The sequence below is a fragment of the Limnohabitans parvus II-B4 genome (assembly GCF_003063455.1).
Lineage (GTDB): Bacteria > Pseudomonadota > Gammaproteobacteria > Burkholderiales > Burkholderiaceae_C > Limnohabitans_A > Limnohabitans_A parvus.
Genome location: NZ_NESN01000001.1, coordinates 710797 through 730322, shown reverse-complemented (window position 1 = coordinate 730322; position 19526 = coordinate 710797). Strand labels below are relative to the sequence as shown.

Annotated in this window: 16 protein-coding genes; 9 read left to right on the top strand and 7 right to left on the bottom strand. The window is 59.4% G+C overall.

The genetic code is table 11. From position 1 onward, the window contains the following. Positions 1–63: 63 nt before the first annotated feature. Complete coding sequence (locus tag B9Z37_RS03360; protein ID WP_108311591.1) at positions 64–1041, bottom strand: GMP reductase; 978 nt, start codon at positions 1039–1041, stop codon at positions 64–66. Positions 1042–1624: 583 nt separating this feature from the next. On the opposite strand from B9Z37_RS03360, the gene B9Z37_RS03355 reads away from it, so the two are divergent. Continuing rightward, positions 1625–4027, top strand: a complete 2403-nt coding sequence (locus B9Z37_RS03355) for a UvrD-helicase domain-containing protein (RefSeq protein ID WP_108311888.1) — start codon at positions 1625–1627, stop codon at positions 4025–4027. A 28-nt stretch (positions 4028–4055) separates the two neighbouring features. Further along, positions 4056–4532 (top strand): FKBP-type peptidyl-prolyl cis-trans isomerase, encoded by a 477-nt coding sequence (locus tag B9Z37_RS03350; RefSeq protein WP_108311590.1) that lies wholly within the window; start codon positions 4056–4058, stop codon positions 4530–4532. A 7-nt stretch (positions 4533–4539) separates the two neighbouring features. Here B9Z37_RS03350 and B9Z37_RS03345 read toward each other — a convergent pair whose 3' ends face one another. Continuing rightward, complete coding sequence (locus B9Z37_RS03345) at positions 4540–5340, bottom strand: BPSS1780 family membrane protein (protein ID WP_108311589.1); 801 nt, start codon at positions 5338–5340, stop codon at positions 4540–4542. A 4-nt stretch (positions 5341–5344) separates the two neighbouring features. Continuing rightward, positions 5345–6307 (bottom strand): homoserine kinase, encoded by a 963-nt coding sequence (locus tag B9Z37_RS03340; RefSeq protein ID WP_108311588.1) that lies wholly within the window; start codon positions 6305–6307, stop codon positions 5345–5347. A gap of 321 nt (positions 6308–6628) precedes the next feature. On the opposite strand from B9Z37_RS03340, the gene polA reads away from it, so the two are divergent. Then, the gene (gene polA / locus B9Z37_RS03335; protein WP_108311587.1) at positions 6629–9487 is read left to right on the top strand and encodes a DNA polymerase I; all 2859 of its coding nucleotides are present in this window, start codon (positions 6629–6631) and stop codon (positions 9485–9487) included. 3 nt (positions 9488–9490) lie between these two features. Here polA and B9Z37_RS03330 read toward each other — a convergent pair whose 3' ends face one another. Then, on the bottom strand, positions 9491–10135 hold the full coding sequence (locus B9Z37_RS03330; protein ID WP_108311586.1) for a glutathione S-transferase: 645 nt from the start codon (positions 10133–10135) through the stop codon (positions 9491–9493). A gap of 90 nt (positions 10136–10225) precedes the next feature. On the opposite strand from B9Z37_RS03330, the gene B9Z37_RS03325 reads away from it, so the two are divergent. Together B9Z37_RS03325 and B9Z37_RS03320 are read left to right on the top strand one after the other, a co-directional pair. Next, positions 10226–11122: a dienelactone hydrolase family protein gene (locus B9Z37_RS03325; RefSeq protein WP_108311585.1), complete on the top strand. Its 897-nt coding sequence runs from the start codon at positions 10226–10228 to the stop codon at positions 11120–11122. A 67-nt stretch (positions 11123–11189) separates the two neighbouring features. Further along, positions 11190–12017 (top strand): ZIP family metal transporter, encoded by an 828-nt coding sequence (locus B9Z37_RS03320; RefSeq protein WP_108311887.1) that lies wholly within the window; start codon positions 11190–11192, stop codon positions 12015–12017. An 11-nt stretch (positions 12018–12028) separates the two neighbouring features. Here the strand turns inward: B9Z37_RS03320 and B9Z37_RS03315 are convergent, their stop codons facing one another. The 3 genes from B9Z37_RS03315 to B9Z37_RS03305 are packed head-to-tail and all read right to left on the bottom strand — an operon-like array spanning position 12029 to position 14933. Next, entirely contained in the window at positions 12029–12886 is an 858-nt protein-coding gene (locus B9Z37_RS03315; RefSeq protein WP_108311584.1) for a sulfurtransferase, read from the bottom strand. Positions 12887–12904: 18 nt separating this feature from the next. Further along, positions 12905–13792 carry a DMT family transporter gene (locus tag B9Z37_RS03310; RefSeq protein ID WP_108311583.1) on the bottom strand — a complete coding sequence of 296 codons (888 nt, stop codon included), beginning with the start codon at positions 13790–13792 and terminating at the stop codon, positions 12905–12907. Between the two features lie 13 nt (positions 13793–13805). Continuing rightward, entirely contained in the window at positions 13806–14933 is a 1128-nt protein-coding gene (locus tag B9Z37_RS03305; RefSeq protein WP_108311582.1) for an aromatic ring-hydroxylating oxygenase subunit alpha, read from the bottom strand. A 260-nt stretch (positions 14934–15193) separates the two neighbouring features. Here B9Z37_RS03305 and xseB point away from each other — a divergent pair, with 260 nt between their 5' ends. The 4 genes from xseB to B9Z37_RS03285 all read left to right on the top strand — a co-directional run bounded on the left by xseB (position 15194) and on the right by B9Z37_RS03285 (position 19471). Continuing rightward, on the top strand, positions 15194–15448 hold the full coding sequence (xseB, locus tag B9Z37_RS03300; protein WP_108311581.1) for an exodeoxyribonuclease VII small subunit: 255 nt from the start codon (positions 15194–15196) through the stop codon (positions 15446–15448). After that, on the top strand, positions 15445–16350 hold the full coding sequence (locus B9Z37_RS03295) for a polyprenyl synthetase family protein (protein WP_108311580.1): 906 nt from the start codon (positions 15445–15447) through the stop codon (positions 16348–16350). Before xseB ends, B9Z37_RS03295 begins: the two co-directional genes overlap by 4 nt. Before the next feature lie 3 nt (positions 16351–16353). Next, complete coding sequence (gene dxs, locus B9Z37_RS03290; protein WP_108311579.1) at positions 16354–18201, top strand: 1-deoxy-D-xylulose-5-phosphate synthase; 1848 nt, start codon at positions 16354–16356, stop codon at positions 18199–18201. A gap of 190 nt (positions 18202–18391) precedes the next feature. Further along, positions 18392–19471 (top strand): TRAP transporter substrate-binding protein, encoded by a 1080-nt coding sequence (locus B9Z37_RS03285; RefSeq protein WP_108311578.1) that lies wholly within the window; start codon positions 18392–18394, stop codon positions 19469–19471. Positions 19472–19526: the final 55 nt, after the last annotated feature.

Genomic DNA, 19526 nt, shown 5'->3' with positions numbered 1-19526 from the left:
GCTGAACCTCGAAAAAAAAAGGGGAGCCATGCGGCTCCCCTTGGTGTCAAAGCGGTGATGGGTTTACATCAACAGGTGTTCGCCCGCGTTGTCGCCGCCCAAGGTCACGTAGTTCACCTTGCGGATGTCCATCAGCTTGGTGCCACCTGCGTAGCTGATCGAGCTTTGCACGTCCTGCTCCATCTCAATCAGGGTGTTGGCCAGCTTGCCCTTGATCGGCTCGAGAATGCGCTTGCCTTCCACGTGCTTGTACTCGCCCTTGTTGAAGTCAGACGCCGAGCCGTAGTACTCCTTGAACATCTCGCCATCGACCTCAACGGTCTTGCCGGGCGACTCTTCGTGGCCAGCAAACAGCGAACCGATCATGACCATGCTCGCGCCAAAGCGGATGCTCTTGGCGATGTCGCCGTGGCTGCGGATACCGCCGTCGGCAATGATCGGCTTGGTCGCCACGCGGGCACACCACTTGAGCGCCGACAACTGCCAGCCGCCCGTGCCAAAACCGGTCTTGAGCTTGGTGATGCACACCTTGCCGGGGCCCACGCCCACTTTGGTGGCGTCAGCACCCCAGTTTTCCAGGTCGATCACGGCTTCGGGCGTGGCCACGTTGCCGGCGATCACAAAGCTCTTGGGCAGTTTGGCCTTGATGTAGCCAATCATGTCTCGCACGCTGTCGGCATGGCCATGGGCGATGTCGATGGTGATGTACTCGGGCACCAGGTTTTCGGCAGCCAGCTGGTCCACCGTGGCACGGTCTGGGGCTTTGACGCCCAGCGAAATCGAGGCATAAACGCCCTTGCCGTGCATGTCGCGCACAAACTGGACGTTGTCCAAGTCAAAGCGGTGCATGACGTAGAAGTAATCGTTTTGCGCCATCCACAGGCAGATCGACTCGTCGACCACCGTTTTCATGTTGGCAGGCACCACCGGCAGGCGGAACTTGCGGCCACCCAGCTCGACACCCGCGTCGCACTCGGAACGGCTTTCCACGCGGCACTTGCGTGGCAAAAGCAGGATGTTGTCGTAATCAAAAATTTCCATGAGAAAACCAAGCTCCAAAAAGGAATCGTTAAAAGGAACGAATGAGCGCTTGGCTTGGCCGGTTCTCTGGCCCCTGTGGTGAACCCATTGCAGGTTCAGGGCAAAAAAAACCGGGCGCAAGAATCTTGGGCCCGGTGTCTGATTCTACTGGAATCGGCTGACAGATTGCGTCAGCTCAGTTGCAAAGCCTTCAATGTTTGATTCGGGGCTCAATCCTGATCATGGGCAATGGCTTGCGAGCGGCCTCAGGCCAATTGTTGTGTGAAACTGACGACGAGGCCGTGGGTCCCAGGCTCTGATGACCGTGTTCGAAAGAACCCGTGGCCGATGGCGTATAGAAAAACAAGCCAGATCCTGAGGAATTCGGCTGATTTTTGATACCAAAGAGTGGATGAGTGACACAACGGGCCTTTCTGCGCAATCCGTGCACACAGTTTTAGCTTCAAGTGAAACTGCTGTAAATACTTGTTTACACCCAAATGCCTAGGGTTTGCCTTAGGTTTTGACACCCTCAATGATCTGCAGCGATGGCTCAGCCATGACGCATGGCTTGCCTTCGGACCTTTCTACAATCAACAGGATGATGTCTCCCTTTTCCGACCCCACGGCACACACTTCGCCTTTGCTCGCCCAGCTCAACCATGAGCAGCACCGTGCCGTGGCCTTGCCTGCCGAGCACGCTTTGATCTTGGCGGGGGCCGGTTCGGGCAAAACCCGAGTGCTGACCACACGCATCGCCTGGCTGTTGCAGACCTCGCAGGTGTCGCCCGGCGGCATTTTGGCGGTGACGTTCACCAACAAGGCTGCCAAAGAGATGAAGCTGCGCTTGCAGTCCATGCTGCCGGTGAACGTGAACGCGATGTGGATTGGCACCTTCCACGGGCTGTGCAACCGGTTTTTGCGGGCGCATTACCAGCTGGCCGGTTTGCCGCAGACCTTTCAGATTCTGGACACGCAAGACCAACTGTCGGCCGTCAAGCGCCTGTGCAAGCAGTTCAATGTGGACGAAGACCGCTTCCCCCCGAAGCAGGTGCAGTATTTCATCTCGGGCTGCAAAGAGGACGGTCAGCGCCCAGGCGATGTGCCGGTGCGCGACGACGAAACGCGCCGCAAGGTGGAGCTGTACCAGCTCTACGAAGAGCAGTGCTTGCGCGAAGGCGTGGTGGATTTTGGTGAGCTGATGCTGCGCTCGTATGAGCTGCTGCGCGACAACGTGCATGTGCGCGAGCATTACCGCCGCCGTTTTCGCCACATCCTGGTGGACGAGTTCCAAGACACCAACAAGCTGCAATACGCCTGGCTCAAGCAGCTGGCCGGGTTGCCGGGCGAAGGTGGGGAGTGCGCCATTTTGGCCGTGGGTGACGACGATCAGAGCATCTACGCCTTCCGGGGTGCCCGCGTGGGCAATATGGCCGACTTTGTGCGCGAATTTCAGGTCAAGCACCAGATCAAGCTCGAGCAAAACTACCGCAGCTTCAGCAACATCCTGGATTCCGCCAACCACCTGATCAGCCACAACAAAACCCGCTTGGGCAAGACCCTGCGTACCGACCAGGGTGCGGGCGAGCCCGTGCGGGTGGTGGAGTCGCCGTCCGACTTTGCCGAAGCGCAATGGCTGGTAGACGAGTTGCGCCAGTTGGTCAAACTGGACGGTTTTGAGCGCAAGGAAGTGGCGTTGCTGTACCGCAGCAACGCGCAAAGCCGGGTGCTGGAGACGGCTTTGTTCAACGCCGGGTTTCCGTACCGCGTGTACGGCGGCTTGCGCTTTTTTGAACGCGCCGAGATCAAGCACGCGCTGGCCTATTTGCGCCTGATGGAGAACCCCAACGACGACACCAGCTTTTTGCGGGTGGTCAATTTTCCCCCGCGTGGCATTGGGGCCCGCAGCATTGAGCAGCTGCAAGACGCGGCGCGGGCCGCAGGCTGCTCGCTACACGACGCGGTGAGCGCCACCACCGGCAAGGCCGGGGCGAATCTGGCCGCGTTTGTGGCCATGGTCGATGTGTTGCGCGAGCAGACCGAAGGGCTGACGCTGCGCGAAATCATTGACCTGGTGCTGGACAAGACCGGCTTGGTCAACCACTACCGCGCTGAAAAAGAAGGCGCTGACCGCGTGGAGAACTTGGAGGAATTGGTCAACGCGGCCGAGAGTTTTGTCACGCAAGAAGGCTTTGGGCGCAGCGCTGTGGCCATGCCGCAAGCCTTGTCGCAAAGTCCCGCCAGCCAAGGCTTGAGCGGTTCGGGCAGTGCTGACTTGGGCACCATTGACGAATTCAGCGAAGACGGCGTGATCATGAGCCCGCTGGCGGCCTTCTTGACCCATGCATCGCTGGAGGCGGGCGACAACCAAGCGCAGGCCGGGGAAGACGCGGTGCAGCTCATGACCGTGCACGCCAGCAAGGGCTTGGAGTTTGATGCGGTGTTCATCACCGGTTTGGAAGAAGGCCTGTTCCCGCATGAAAACTCGATGAACGACTTTGACGGCCTCGAAGAAGAGCGCCGCTTGATGTATGTGGCCATCACCCGCGCCCGCAAGCGCCTGTACCTGAGCCATTCGCAAACCCGCATGTTGCACGGCCAGACCCGCTACAACCTGAAAAGCCGCTTTCTGGATGAATTGCCCGAAGCCTGCTTGAAGTGGGTGACGCCCAAAACCGCCGGTTTTTCGAATTTGGGCAATGCAGCTGGCTCCAGTGCATCCGGTGGTGCTTGGCCGCAAACCCCTGCGTTCAACCGCCATGCGCGTCCGGCCTGGGGTCAAAGCAGTTTGAGCACCGAAACCTACAAAAGTCCTCCCGTTCCGGTACAAAAAGCCGCGCCCGAACACGGCATCTCGGCAGGCAAACAAGTGTTCCACACCAAGTTCGGTGAGGGCAAAGTTCTGGCCGTCGAAGGCGCGGGGGCCGATGCCCGTGCCCAAGTTAATTTTCCGCGCCACGGCGTGAAATGGCTGGCGCTGAGCGTCGCCAAGCTCACCTTGGTTTAATCCCGATTCCCTGAAGCGAAAGAGCCCCATGAAAATCACCCAAGACACCGTTGTCACCATGCACCACAAAGTGGTGAATGCCCAAGGTCAATTGCTCGACAAGACACAAGAGCCCACGTCTTACCTGCACGGCGGTTATGACAACACTTTCCCCAAAATCGAAGCTGCGCTGGAAGGCCAAGAAGTGGGTTTCACCACCACTTTGAAGCTGGCCCCGGCCGACGCCTTTGGCGAGCGCGACGAGAGCTTGGTGCAAACCATTCCCAAAAGCGAATTTCCACCGGGCGTGAAGGTGGGCGGTCAGCTGCGCGGCCGTTCGGCCGAAGGCCATGAGCAGGTGTTCAATGTGGTGAAAATCAAGGGCGACAAAGTCATCTTGGACGCCAACCACCCTTGGGCGGGTCAACACCTGACACTCACCTTGACGGTTCAAGAAGTGCGTGCCGCTTCAGCCGAAGAGATCACGCACCGCCATGCACACGGTGCGCACGGCCACCACCACTGATGGCTTGTCAGTCGGGCTGCCCTGCGCTGCTGGGCGGCTCGTCATAGACATCGGTGGAGAAACAGTCGCGCACCGAAAACAGCATGGACGTGAAAAACATGGCCGCCACCATCAGGGCCATCGGCATGAAGGTGGCCATCATCAGGCCCGGGTTGCCCAGTAAGCTGGCGATGAGCATGGCCAAGACCGCGGCCGACATGAAAATCACGCCCCAGGTGAACACATAAACGGTGAACGCCTTGAGGTTGCGCCAACACGCCATAAAGCTGAAAAACAGGCTTTTGACGGCGGGCATTCCATACCAGTGCACCAAAGCGGGCGCGTGCCAAAACATCATGGACAGCGGTATATAAAAGAGCATGGACACCCACAAGGCGGTCTGAAACGAGTCGGTCGTGACCACTTCCGGCGTCATGGGGGCGCCGCCAAAGTACACCTGCGCAAAGGTGCCGCCATCGGCCAGTGTGGACAAGCCCATCACCACCAAAAAGATCACGGCGTACAAGACGCCCAAAATGAACATGGTTTGGCGGTGCGGCCCTTTCTTAAAGGCCGCAAACAGCACGCTGGGCATGGGGAATTTGCCGTCCGAGGCCACTTGGGTTGCAGCCATCATGCCCAGAGTGAGTGCTGGCAAAACCACCAAGGCCAAAGCGCCCCCAATGAATGGCACCATGGAAACGACTGACACCGTGGCCATGAACAAAAAGAACAGGCCCGACATGGCCAAAGGCTGCCGCCAAAAGGTGCGCATGCCCTGGCGTGCCCATTTGAGGCCAGCGCGGGCGGGAACGATTTGCAGGTTCATGGGTTCAGATCAAGGCAGAAGCAGAGACAGGGTGCTGGATGCGACCACGCAAAACGCGTTCAAAGTGGGTCGGGTCGTGAGGCTTGAGCATGGAAGCTTCACGGGGGAGATGGTAGTCCCACAGCCGTGAAATCCAGAAACGCAAAGCCCCTGCCCGCAAAAGGGCAGGCAGCAGCTCTCGCTCAGCGCCGCTCAATGGACGCACTTGGTTGTAGGCCTTGAGCATGGCCTGGGCACGCTCGTTGTGGTGTACCCCTGTGGGCAGATCGATGCACCAGTCGTTCAGGCACACGGCCAAGTCAAACAGCCAAGTGTCCACGCCAGCGAAATAAAAATCAAAAAACCCGGTCAGTTGCTCGCCATCGAACATGACGTTGTCGCGGAACAGGTCGGCATGGACGGGTCCGCGGGGCAGGGCGGCATAAGCCGCAGTGTTGGCCGTGTGGTTTTGGAAGGCCAATTCGCTGCGCAGCAAGGCGGCTTGGGCTTCATCCAGATAGGGCAGCACCACGGGCACGGTTTCGTTCCACCAGGGCAGGGCGCGCAGGTTGGGTTGGCTGCGGTTGTAGTCCGCCCCGGCCAGGTGCATGCGCGCCAGCATGTCGCCCACGGCGGCGCTATGCACGGCCTGCGGTTGCAATTGACTTTTGCCCGCGAGTTTGCTGACCACGGCGGCTGGTTTGCCGCTCACGGTGTGCAGGATGTCGCCATCGCGGTTGGCCGCTGGGTCGGGCACCGGGATGCCTTGGCCCGCCAAGTGCTTCATCAGGTACAGGTAGAAAGGCAGTTGCTCTTGCGTCAGGCGCTCAAACAAGGTGAGTACGTACTCGCCTTGGTCGGTGGTGGCGAAGTAGTTGGTGTTCTCGATGCCGCCTTCAATGCCGCGCAATTCGGTGAGGGTCCCCAAGTTCAGGGACTGCATCAGGCTGTCGGCCTGCGAGGGAGTGACTTCGGTGAATACCGCCATGGGAAGAGGGTCAAAGCGCCAGGAGTGGTTCTGGCTGAGGTGAGAAAGTGACGATTGTAGAGGGCGAAAAGCGATCAATGACCCGCAAAGGGCTGACTGCGCTGGGCCGATGTGGCAAAGCGAAGCGCCTCTGAGGCCCAGTGCAGTCAGCCCTTTGCGGGTCTGCCCGGGTTTGCCCAGAACTGGCGGGGAGATCGGGTGACCGGGCCTGCACCAGGGCTCAGAGGCGCTTCGCTTTGCCACATCGCCCTGGCGCAGGCCCGGCCACCCGATCATGGGGTCGTTGACGGTCAAGCCTTAATCCCGGTACACAATCGGGGGATGAGCGAAAACACCCCTGACACCGACACCGCCCCTGCCTCTGTTCAGCCCAGCCTTTTGCTGGTCGATGGCTCCAGCTACCTGTACCGAGCCTTTCATGCCATGCCTGACTTGCGGGCCGTGCCGGGTGACCCGACGAGTGCCGCCACGGGCGCCATTCGCGGCATGATCAACATGATGGAGCGGCTGCGCAAGGATGTGCCGGCCTTGTATGCCGTGTGCGTGTTTGACGCCAAGGGCCCCACTTTTCGGGATGAGTTGTACCCCGAATACAAAGCCAACCGCAGCCCCATGCCTGACGATTTGCGCAGTCAAATCGAACCGATCCACGAACTGGTGCGCCTGATGGGCTGGACAGTGCTGGACGTGCCAGGCGTGGAGGCCGACGACGTCATCGCCACCTTGGCCCATGTGGCCGCTCAGCAGGGCATCACCGTGACCGTGTCGAGCGGTGACAAAGACTTGAGCCAGTTGGTCAACGAGCACATCACCATCATCGACACCATGAATGGCAAGGTGCGCGATGTGGCGGGCGTGACCGCCGAGTTTGGCGTGCCGCCCTCGCTCATGATCGATTACCAAACCCTGGTGGGCGACACGGTGGACAACGTGCCGGGTGTGGCCAAGGTGGGCCCCAAGACCGCCGCCAAGTGGCTGATGGAATACGGCTCGCTCGACAAGCTGATGGAAAACGCCCACGACATCAAGGGTGTGGCGGGCGAAAACCTGCGCCAGGCGGTGGATTGGTTGCCCAAAGGCCGGGCGCTGGTGACCATGAAAACCGATTGCGATCTGAACGCTTGGGTGCCCGATTTGCCGTTGCTTGCCAGCCTGCACCTGCACGAGCCGAACAAGGCCAAACTGCTCGATTTTTACCAGACCTATGGTTTCAAAGGGCTGGTGCAGTCGCTGGGTGGGGCTGTGCCTGCGCCTGCGGCCAAAGCCAAAGCGGCCAAACCCAAAGACACGGGCATGGGGGATTTGTTCGGCTCAGCTCAAGAAGATGAACCAGCAGCAGCCCCTGTGCTCGACACGGCTGCCAGTTCCGTGCAAGGCGAACTGAAATACGACACGGTGCTGGACTGGGCCGCCTTCGACACTTGGCTGGCCCGCATCGAGCAAGCCCCGCTCACCGCCATCGACACCGAAACCACTTCTTTGGATGCCATGCGCGCCGAGATCGTGGGCATCTCGCTCAGCATCACGCCCGGCGAGGCGGCCTACATTCCGCTGGCCCACAACGGCCCGGGCGCACCCGAGCAATTGCCGCTGGCCGATGTGCTGGCCAAGCTCAAGCCCTGGCTCGAAAACCCGGCCCGCCACAAGCTGGGCCAGAACATCAAATACGACCGCCATGTGTTCGCCAACCACGGCATCGAGGTGCAGGGCTACGCCCACGACACCATGCTGGAGAGCTATGTGCTCGAAGTGCACAAGCCGCATGGCCTCAGTAGCCTGGCCGAGCGCCATGTGGGCCGCCGGGGCGTGACTTACGAAGACCTGTGCGGCAAGGGCGCGCACCAGATCCCGTTTGCGCAGGTGGACGTGGACAAGGCCGCGCACTATTCGTGTGAAGACTCGGACCAGTGCCTGGACGTGCATTTGGCGCTGTGGCCGCAGATCGAGGCGCATGCGGGTTTGAAGTACGTGTACGAGCTGGAGATCGCCACCAGCGAATCGCTGTACCGCATTGAGCGCAACGGTGTGTTGATCGACGCGCCCACGCTGGCTGCGCAAAGTCAGGCGCTGGGCGAGCGCATCGTGCAGCTCGAAACCGAGGCCTACGAGATCGCGGGCCAGCCCTTTAACCTGGCCAGCCCCAAGCAGTTGGGTGAGATCTTTTTTGACAAGCTGGGCCTGCCCGTCATCAAGAAAACCGCCACTGGGGCACGCAGTACCGACGAAGAGGTGCTGGAAAAACTGGCCGAGGACTACCCGCTGCCCGCCCGCATCCTGGAGCACCGCAGCCTGGCCAAGCTCAAAGGCACTTACACCGACAAACTGGCGCAGCTGGCCTTGCCGCGCACGGGCCGGGTGCACACGCATTACGCGCAAGCGGTGGCCGTCACAGGTCGTTTGTCGAGCAACGAGCCGAACCTGCAAAACATCCCGGTGCGCACCGCCGAAGGCCGCAAGGTGCGCGAGGCCTTTGTGGCCCCCGCAGGCTGCGTGATTGCCAGCGCCGACTACAGCCAGATCGAGCTGCGCATCATGGCGCACCTGAGCGACGACGCGGCCTTGCTCAAGGCCTTTCATGAAGGGCTGGACGTGCACAAGGCCACGGCCGCCGAAGTGTTTGGCGCCACGCCCGACACCGTGAGCAGCGAGCAGCGCCGCTACGCCAAAACCATCAACTTCGGCCTGATTTACGGCATGAGCGCCTTTGGGCTGGCCAAAGCCTTGGGCATCGACAACACCGCCGCCAAAAACTACATCACCCGCTACTTTGAGCGCTTTGCGGGTGTCAAACACTACATGGACGCCACCCGCGAACAGGCCAAGGCGCTGGGCTATGTCGAGACCGTGTTTGGCCGACGCCTGATGCTGCCTGAGATCAACAGCCCCAACGGCCCGCGCCGCGCCGGGGCCGAACGCGCCGCCATCAACGCCCCCATGCAGGGCACAGCAGCGGATTTGATCAAGCTGAGCATGGTCGCCGTGCAAAAAGCGCTGGATGAACAAGGCAAGGCCACCAAAGTCATCATGCAGGTGCACGATGAATTGGTGTTCGAGGTGCCTGAATCAGAAGTGGAATGGGTGCGCACCGAGGTGCCGCGCATCATGGCGGGGGTGGCTGATTTGAAGGTGCCGCTCTTGGCAGAAGTGGGCTTTGGCCCGAACTGGGAGCAGGCGCACTGAGCTTTAAGTGCCCTCTTGCCAGGGGGCATGCTTGAGCATGATGGCTTCAAACAACGCAGAGCCTTCAAACGCGGCAAGCCACCGCGCCAAAGAGTCCCAGGGCTGCGCGGCAAACCAACTGGGGTCGGTGTGGGCGTATTGCCGCACAAAAGGGGCGATGGCGGCATCGGTCAGGCCCCATTGCCCGCCTGCCAGATAAACCTGTGACGCCAGTCGGGCATTGAGCGAGAACAACCAGTCTGCCGCCGCATCGCGGTCGGCTTGGCCGCTCTCCAGGCCTGAACGGTTGGGGTATTTGTAGCGGTCCAGGTGTCGCTTGAAAGGGCCGTCGTTGTGTGTGATCAAAGCCATGGCTTCGTCCATATCCGCATCCGAGCCTGGCAGCCAGCCCAGAGGGTCTTGCTGGCGCAGTGCCCACAGCATGATGTCCACACTTTGCTCCAGCACCAGCTCGCCTGCCGCGCTGCGCAACCATAGAACCGGTACTGTGCCTTTGGGTGAGAGGGCCAACATATGGGCCGGTTTGTGCTTCAGAACCACTTCCCTGTGCTCATACGCCAACCCGCTGACGTGCAAAGCCAGCCGCGCCCGCATGGCGTAGGGGCAACGACGAAACGAATACAGGACAGGAAGGGCAGATTCGGACATGGCGGCAGTTTAATTCGCCGACCTTGTGCAAGCCCGTAGCGACTGTGCCAAGATCGCACTCTTTTGACGGCAGAACCGAGGAGACCTCCCTTGAACCACAACTTGATTGAAGACACGCAAGCCCTGCTGGGCGGACGCGCGGGTGACGCTGTGGCCACACGCCGCACGGCTTTGAAAGCGGCTTTGGGTGTCGGCTATGCCGCCTCCGCCATGCCGATCATGGCGCAAACAGCCATCAAAACCCCTGTCACGGGTTTGGTCTCGGGCGAGGTGACCATTGACGTCAATGGTTTCAAAATGCCCGCCTACCGCAGTGCCCCAGCTGGCAAAACGGGTTTGCCCGTGGTGCTGGTGATCTCCGAGATTTTTGGTGTGCACGAATACATCGCCGACGTCACGCGCCGCTTGGCCCAAGCCGGATACCTGGCGATTGCACCTGAGCTGTTTGTGCGTCAAGGTGATCCCACCGAGTACGGCGAAATCGCCAAGCTGCAAGCTGAAATCATCTCGAAAGTGCCCGATGCGCAGGTCATGGGTGATTTGGATGCCGCGGTTGCCTGGGCCGGTGCCAACGGTGGCAACACCGACAAACTCGCCATCACCGGGTTTTGCTGGGGCGGACGCATCACTTGGTTGTATGCCGCGCACCAACCTAAGCTCAAAGCCGGTGTGGCCTGGTACGGTCGTTTGGTGGGCAACACCACGCCACAGAACCCCGCGCACCCCTTGGCTTTGGTCGGCAAGCTCAAAGCCCCAGTGCTGGGTTTGTACGGGGCCGCCGACACGGGCATCCCCCTTGACACGGTTGATAAGATGAAAGCGGAACTGGCCCAAGGCCCCGCAGCGGCTAAAGCCAGCGAATTTGTGGTTTATCCTGAAGCCCCGCACGCTTTCCATGCCGACTACCGCCCCAGCTACCGCAAGGCGGCAGCAGACGATGGCTGGCAACGCTTGCTGGCCTGGCTCAAACGCAATGGCGTGGCCTGATTTTTGAACGCAGAAACCGCCCTTCGGGGCGGTTTCTTATGGGTTGCAGGGCACCCCGGGAAACATGATGACTTTATTGGCGATATTGGTGGGCACTTTGGTGGCGGGCATTGGCAGCGTCTGGGTCGCCGCTTGGCTGAGCTTTGGTATTTTGAGCCGATACACCCAGCACATGCTCAGTCTTGCCGCCGGGGCCTTGATGGCCACGTCTTTTTTGCATTTGCTGCCAGAAGCTTTCGAAAGTGAAGCCGGTGCCCATCAGTTGTTTCTGACGCTTTTGCTGGGTTTGGTGTTTTTCTTCTTGCTCGACAAGGCTGAACTTTGGCACCACGGGCACGAACACTCCCACGACCATGGGCATGACCATGGGCATGACCATGGGCACCATGCTCACCATGGCCACGAACACGCAAGCCATGGCGCAGATTCAGACGAGTCGCCTCGTGGTCAATGGGCCGTTTTGGCAGGCGACAGCGTGCATTGTTTTGGCGACGGCATCTTGATCGCCTCGGCCTTCATCGCCGACATGCGCTTGGGCGTCATCGCCGCATTGGCTGTGTTGGCGCATGAAGTGCCTCACCACATGGGCGATTTGGCTGTTTTGCGCCAAGGCAGCAGCAGCCGCCGTGCGGCGATCGTCAAGGTGTCCATGGCCGGGGCCATCACCGCGTTCGGTGGTGCGGTGGGTTATGTGCTGGTCGATGCTTTGCACGACTGGTTGCCATTTTTCCTGGTGGTGGCCAGCAGCAGTTTTGTCTATGTGGCCTTGGCCGACTTGATTCCGCAGTTGCAAAAACGCCTGTCGGCCCGGGAAACCGCCGCCCAAATCTTTTGGCTCGGCGTGGGCATGGGCATGGTGGTCTTGATCAGCGCTGTGGCAGGTCACAGCCACTGAATGGAAAGGCCTTAGCCCTTGGCGCAGGGCAGGCCGGGCGTGCGGCTCCATTCGCTCCAGCTGCCGGCATACAAAGCGGTCGGGCCGAATCCAGCCAACTCCATCGCCAAGATATTGGGGGTGGCGGTCACGCCACTGCCGCAGTGGTGCACCACGCTGCTGACCGGGCGGCCTGCGAGCACTTCGGTCCATTCGGCTTTGAGCAGTTCCGGGCTTTTGAAACGGCCGTCTTCTGTGAAGTTGTCGGTGAATGGCCGGTTCAGAGCGCCGGGGATGTGCCCCGCCACCGGGTCGAGTGGCTCCATTTCGCCACGGTAACGCGCACCCGCACGGGCGTCCACGATGGTTTGCTGTGGACGGCCCAAATCCTGGGCGACAGTCTCGGTCAGCACCAATTGGCGCAAGGGGGCTTTCAGATCGAATGGCACAGGCTTTGGTGTGGGCGCAGCCCCCGAATCCAGTGCGCCCCCGGCGTCTTTCCAAGCTTGCAGGCCACCGTCCAACACCGCCACAGCGTCGTGCCCCAACCATTTGAGCATCCACCACAAGCGGCCGCAGTAAGCGCTTTTGTGGCGGTCATACACCACGATTTGCATGCCGTTGTGGATACCTAAGCTGCCCAGCCACTGGGCCACAGTTTCGCGCTGCGGCAATGGGTGGCGGCCTCCGTTGACGGCTTGGCCTGGAGTATGGTTGCTCAGGTCTTTGTCCAGATTGGCAGGGAATGCACCCGCAATCCGCTCGGAAGCAAAAAAACCCTCGGCCAGTTCGGGCTTCATCAAATCAAAGCTGCAATCGAGCACAGCACTGGGCGTGCCTTGGGCTCGCAGCTGTTGCAATTGAGAAGCGGTGATCAACAAGGTGTACATGTCGTGGGTCTCCAAAATTCAATGTTCTTCGGCCGGGGCGCGAGGCAGGGTGCGGCTGCGCAAAGCTGTCGAGGCGATGCCGCTCATGATGATGAGCAGCATGCCCGCCCAGCCCATCAGGGGGATTTGGTCGCCAAATAAAAACAAACCGTAGAGCGCTGCAAACACAATGCCCGAATACTGCAAATTGGCCACCACCAGGGTCGAGCCCTTGGTGTAAGCCATGGTCATGCTCAGCTGTCCCAGTGCTGCCAACACCCCTATCGGCAACAACCAAAGCGCGGTGGGCCAAGTCCAGGCACTGGCCCCCGTGAACAAGATGGCCACACCGCCCACCAAGGTGGTGCCGATCGAAAAGTAAAACACCGTGCGCGATTCGGGTTCACCCAATCGGCCCAATGCCGCCACTTGCATGTAGGCCAACGCGGCGCCCAAACCGGACAACAAACCGATGACGCCCGCAAACAACTGGTTTTGCTCAATGGTGGGGCGCAAAAGCATGACCACGCCGCTGAAACCTGCGATCACCGTGAGCACCAATGGCCCCTGGCGGCCGATGTCCTGCACCCGGCCCATGACCAAGGTGCCGCCGATCAAAAACGCGGCCACCCACACCCCGCTCATGTAGTTGAGCGTCATGGCCGTGGCCAAGGGCAGGTGTGCGATGGCGTAAAACCAGGCCGACAAAGAAGCCACCCCGATGACGGAGCGCCACACATGCATCATGGGAATTTGGGTGCTCAGGGGGACTTTTTGAACTCGGCAAAGCGTGGCCATGAAGGCCATGCCAATCAAGCCCCTGTAAAACACCAGCTCAAAAGTGTGAAAGTGAGGCGCGGCGTACTTGATGCAAACGCTCATGGTCGCAAAAAAAAGCGACGCCAATATCATCCAAGAGGCTTGCATCGGCGCTTGCAGTTCAGAGCGTTTTCATCTGGCGGCGGTACCACTCGTGGAAGTGCTGCATGCCGTCTTCCATGGGGCTTTGGTAAGGGCCGACTTCGTTGTCACCTCTTGCCATAAGGGCCCTGCGGCCTGCATCCATGCGCTCGGCAATTTCATCGTCCTCGATGCAGGTTTCCATGTAAGCCGCTTGCTGGGCTTCGACGAATTCGCGCTCAAACGCCACGATCTCTTCGGGGTAGTAAAACTCCACCATGTTCAGCGTCTTGTTGGGGCTGATCGGGTGCAAGGTCGACACGGTGAGCACATGCGGGTACCACTCGACCATGATGTGCGGGTAGTAGGTCAGCCAGATGGCGCCACGCTCTGGCAGTTGGCCATTGCGGTACTTCAGCAGCACCTCGTGCCAGGTTTTGTAGGTGTCCGAGCCAGGCTTGCCAAAGCCACCCGACACGCCCACGGTCTGCACCGAATAGTGTTCCTTGAACTCCCAGCTCAGGTCGTCGCATGTGACGAACTGGCCCAAGCCCGGGTGGAACGGGCCGACGTGGTAGTCCTCCAGATAGACCTCGATGAAGGTCTTCCAGTTGTAGTTGCACTCGTGCAGCTCAACGCGGTCGAGCGCGTAGCCATCGAAATTGAGTTGTGCCCTTGGACCCATGCCTGCCAAATCGGTGGCAATGTTGCGGCCGTTGTCTTCAAACAACAAGCCGTTCCACTCCTGCAACTTGTAGTTGTTCAGGTTCAGGCAGGGGTCGTGCGCGAAGTGTGGGGCGCCCAGTAACTGGCCACTGGGGGAATAGGTCCAGCGGTGCAGCGGGCAGACGATGTTGCCGCCAGCGCTGCCTTTTTGCTGCGTGCTGAGGTTGCCACGGCCGTTCAACATGACCGCTTGGCGGTGGCGACAGACGTTGGAGACGAGTTCAACCCCGCCTTGGGCGTTGCGCACCAAAGCCCGACCTTCGGCCTCGTGGGGCAGGGCGTAATAGTCGCCCGGGTGGGGCACCGCCAGCTGGTGACCGACATAGCGCGGGCCTTGCTGGAAGAGCGTGCTCAATTCGCGCTGGAACAGCGCTTCATCGAAATAAGTGGAAACTGGTAGTTGGCTTGCGGCCTGCTGCAGTTGAAGACTTAAATCAGACATGGGTGACCTGACCTAGAGACTCCCCCTATGAAGGGGCAGGAACAAAGCGCTGAATTCAAGGAAAACGGCGCAAAAAAATGACAGGAATTTCCTGCCGATGAGCTTTGATTCTAACCCGGAGGCCCTTGGACAGCGGTCTGCTGGGTCACACACCCGGAAAATGCGCTGAAATGACGCTTTGTGAAGGTGGGCTCAAGGCGCTTTTGTCAACTGGACCGAGGCTTAGCGCCTAAAATTGGCGCTTTTCCCCGGAACACTTTATGTCCAAGGCTGCCAAATCCGACCTCACTGACACCCTTGTGCCCCCGCTGCCTGCCACGTATGAGGCTGCTTTGTCGGAGTTGGAGCTTTTGGTGGGGCAATTGGAGTCGGGTCAGATGCCCTTGGACCAGCTGCTCAGTGGCTACCAGCGCGGCGCGGCCTTGTTGGCTTTTTGCCGCGACAAGCTCAAAGCGGTAGAAGACCAGATTCAGGTCTTGGACGGCGGTCAACTCAAACCCTGGAGCGGTGCATGAGCCTGGCTGAGTTGAAAGCCTGGATGCAGCCCCATCTGGACCGTGTTGAGGCTGTTTTGTCAGCGGGTATTCAGGCCGATTCACCGGCCCGTTTGGGCGAGGCCATGCGCTACGCCGTGCTCGACGGTGGCAAACGCCTGCGCCCTTTGCTGGTGCTGGCCACGGCCGAGGCGGTGGGCGATGCCCCCCAAAGCCCTGCGGCCTTGAATGCGGCCTGTGCGATCGAGCTGATCCATGCCTATTCGCTGGTGCACGATGACATGCCCTGCATGGACAACGATGTGCTGCGACGCGGCAAACCTACGGTGCATGTGCAATTTGGCGAGGCACAAGCCTTGCTGGCGGGCGATGCCTTGCAAACCCTGGCTTTTGAAATGTTGACCTCCCAGGACGGCAGCGTGCCTGCTGCTGTTCAAGCGGCCTGTGTGGCTTTGTTGGCGCGTGCTTCGGGTTACCAAGGCATGGCTGGTGGCCAGGCGATTGACCTGGCCAGCGTGGGCCTGCAGTTGAGCGAAGATCAGTTGCGACAAATGCATCGCCTCAAGACAGGTGCCTTGCTGTTATGCAGCGTGCAAATGGGCGTGGCTTGCGTGCCAGACGTGGCCGAGGGTGTGCGAATGGCGTTGACCCGCTTTGGCGAAGCCTTGGGCTTGGCCTTTCAGGTGGTGGACGATGTGCTGGATGTGACCGCAGATTCGGCCACACTGGGCAAAACGGCAGGCAAAGATGTGGCAGCCGACAAGCCCACCTATGTGGCCTTGATGGGGCTGGAGCCTGCCAAGGCCTATGCCGATGCCTTGGCTGCTGAGGCCATGCAAGCCTTGACGGATACCGAGCTGGATGAAGGTCGTTTGGCCGCCTTGCGCGCCTTGACCGCCATGGTGGTACAAAGAAACAACTGATTTATGACCGCTTTACTTCAAGCCATCGCCTCGCCTGCAGATTTGCGCCGTTTACCGCGCGCCGATTTGCCGGGGTTGGCCGATGAGTTGCGCCAATGTGTGCTCGACAACGTCTCCAAAACAGGGGGGCACCTGAGTTCCAATTTGGGCACGGTCGAGTTGACGGTGGCCTTGCATTACGTGTTCAACACCCCGGAAGATCGCATCGTCTGGGATGTGGGTCATCAGACTTACCCGCACAAAATTTTGACGGGGCGGCGTGAGCGCATGCCGACCCTGCGCCAATTGCATGGGCTGTCCGGTTTTCCGCGTCGTGAAGAAAGTGAATACGACACTTTTGGTGTCGGGCACTCCTCCACCAGCATTTCAGCGGCCTTGGGCATGGCCTTGGCGGCACGCCAAAAAGGCGAGTCACGCCATTCGATTGCGGTCATTGGCGATGGGGCCATGACCGCAGGCATGGCCTTTGAGGCGCTCAACAACGCGGGCGTCGAGGACTGCAAACTGCTGGTCATCCTGAACGACAACGACATGTCGATCAGCCCTCCGGTGGGTGCTTTGAATCGGTACCTGGCGCAGTTGATGAGCGGACGTTTTTATTCGGCTGCCAAAACGGTCGGCAAAAACGTGCTCAAAAATGCGCCGCCGCTGTTCGAGCTGGCCAAACGCCTGGAAGAACACGCCAAGGGCATGGTGGTGCCTGCCACCCTGTTTGAAAAGTTCGGATTCAACTACATTGGCCCCATCGATGGTCACGATCTGGAATCGCTGATCCCCACGTTGGAAAATATCAAACACCTCGATGGCCCGCAGTTCTTGCATGTGGTCACCAAAAAAGGCCAAGGCTACAAATTGGCCGAGGCCGACCCTGTGGCCTACCATGGGCCTGGCAAGTTCGATCCTCTCGTTGGTCTGATTCCTTCGAGCACGCCCGCCAAAACCACGTTCACCCAAGTGTTTGGTCAGTGGTTGTGTGACATGGCTGCGCAGGACAAGCGCTTGGTCGGTATCACCCCCGCCATGCGCGAGGGTTCGGGGATGCTCGAATTTCACAAACGCTTTCCTGACCGTTATTACGATGTGGGCATTGCTGAGCAGCATGCGGTGACCTTTGCTGCAGGTATGGCTTGTGAAGGTCTTAAGCCGGTTGTAGCGATTTACTCCACCTTTTTGCAGCGCGCTTATGACCAGCTGATCCACGACGTGGCCTTGCAAAACCTGCCGGTGGTGTTTGCCATTGACCGCGCTGGGTTGGTGGGTGCCGACGGCGCCACCCACGCGGGGGCCTACGACATCGCGTTCATTCGTTGCATCCCCAACATGAGCCTGGCGTGCCCGGCCGATGAGCGCGAATGCCGTCAACTGCTCAGCACCGCGTATGCGCAAAACCACCCCGTGGCCGTTCGTTACCCGAGGGGTGCTGGGGTGGGCACGAAACCCGATGCCGACTTGAACCCTGTGCCGTTTGGCAAGGGCGAAGTGCGCCGTGAGGGTGAAAAATTGGCCATCTTGGTTTTCGGTGCTTTGTTGGCACCGGCCTTGCAGGTCGCCGACAAGCTCAATGCCACTGTGGTCAACATGCGGTGGGTCAAGCCCCTGGATGTCGAACTGCTGGCCCAGATTGCCCAAAGTCATGAGCACTTGGTGACCGTGGAAGACAGTTGTGTGATGGGCGGTGCTGGCAGCGCAGTGGCCGAGGCCTTGCAAGCATGCTCGATCACTCGCCCCGTCTTGCATCTGGGCTTGCCCGATGCTTTCATCGAACATGGTGATCCTGCCCAGCTCTTGGCTTTGCAGGGGCTGGATGCGCCGGGCATCGAGGCTGCCATTTTGCGCCGTTGGCCGGACTGACTCGACAGCAAGGTTGTATTGAAATTTTTTCAATATTTGGCTGTTGCGTTAACTTTGTTGAATTTCGATCCACATAAAAGGGTAAACCCCCGCATTTTTGGGGTTCTCAGCTTCCTACAATACACACCGACTGATGAGTCAACGCCCGGCTGTCTCGGGTGTGTCTTTAATTTTCAACAGGAGTCCATTCATGGATCGTCGTTCCGTCATTAAAAACGCTGGCTTGGCTGGCGTTCTGGCTGCAGGTGTTGCACCCGCTGTTCAAGCCCAAGCTGCCATCCGTTGGCGCCTGAGTTCCAGCTTCCCTAAGGCGCTGGACACCATTCACGGCGCAGCCGATGTGTTTGCTCAAAACGTCAAGGCGATGTCGGGCGGTAAGTTTGAAATTTCGGTGCACGCTGCTGGCGAAATCACGCCACCCTTTGGCGTGGTGGATGCAGTGCAGCAAGGCTCGGTTGAGATGGCTCACACCGCACCGTATTATTTCTTTGGCAAGAATGAAACCTTCGCCTTGGGTTGCGCCATTCCGTTCGGCATGAACAGCCGCCAAATGACGGCTTGGATGTACGAAGGTAATGGTTTGAAACTCATGCGCGAGTTTTATGCCAAGTACAACATGATCAGTTTCCCTGGTGGTAACACTGGTGCCCAGATGGGTGGCTGGTACCGCAAAGAGATCAAGACGGTTGCCGACATCAAGGGCTTGAAAATGCGCATTGGTGGTTTTGCTGGCCGTGTGCTGGAGCGTATGGGCGGTGTCCCTCAAAACATTCCTGGCGGCGAAATTTACACGTCTTTGGAAAAAGGCACTATTGATGCGGCTGAGTGGATCGGTCCTTACGATGACCAAAAACTGGGCTTCAACAAAGTGGCTCCGTTTTATTACTACCCAGGTTGGTGGGAAGGTGGTCCTCAACTGGACTTCTTCATTAACCAGAAGGCCTACGACGCTTTGTCTGCAGAAAACAAGGCGATTGTCGGTGCTGCTGCTGCCGTGGCCCACACCACGATGCAAGCCAAATACGATGCTAAAAACCCCGGTGCTTTGAAAGAGCTCGTGGGCAAAGGCACGAAACTGCGCGCATTCCCTGATGCTGTAATGAAGGAGGCCTTCAAGCAGTCCATGGCTGTGTACGACGAGCTGAACGAGAAAAATCCTGACTGGAAGAAAATTTACGGTGACTACCGCAAGTTCCAGGCAGAGCAAAACTTGTGGTTCCGCTTCACTGAAATGACTTTTGACAAGTTCATGCAAGCCCAAAAGCTCTGAGTGAACTGAGAATAAAAAAACCGGCTTAGGCCGGTTTTTTTATGTTCGTCTTGGC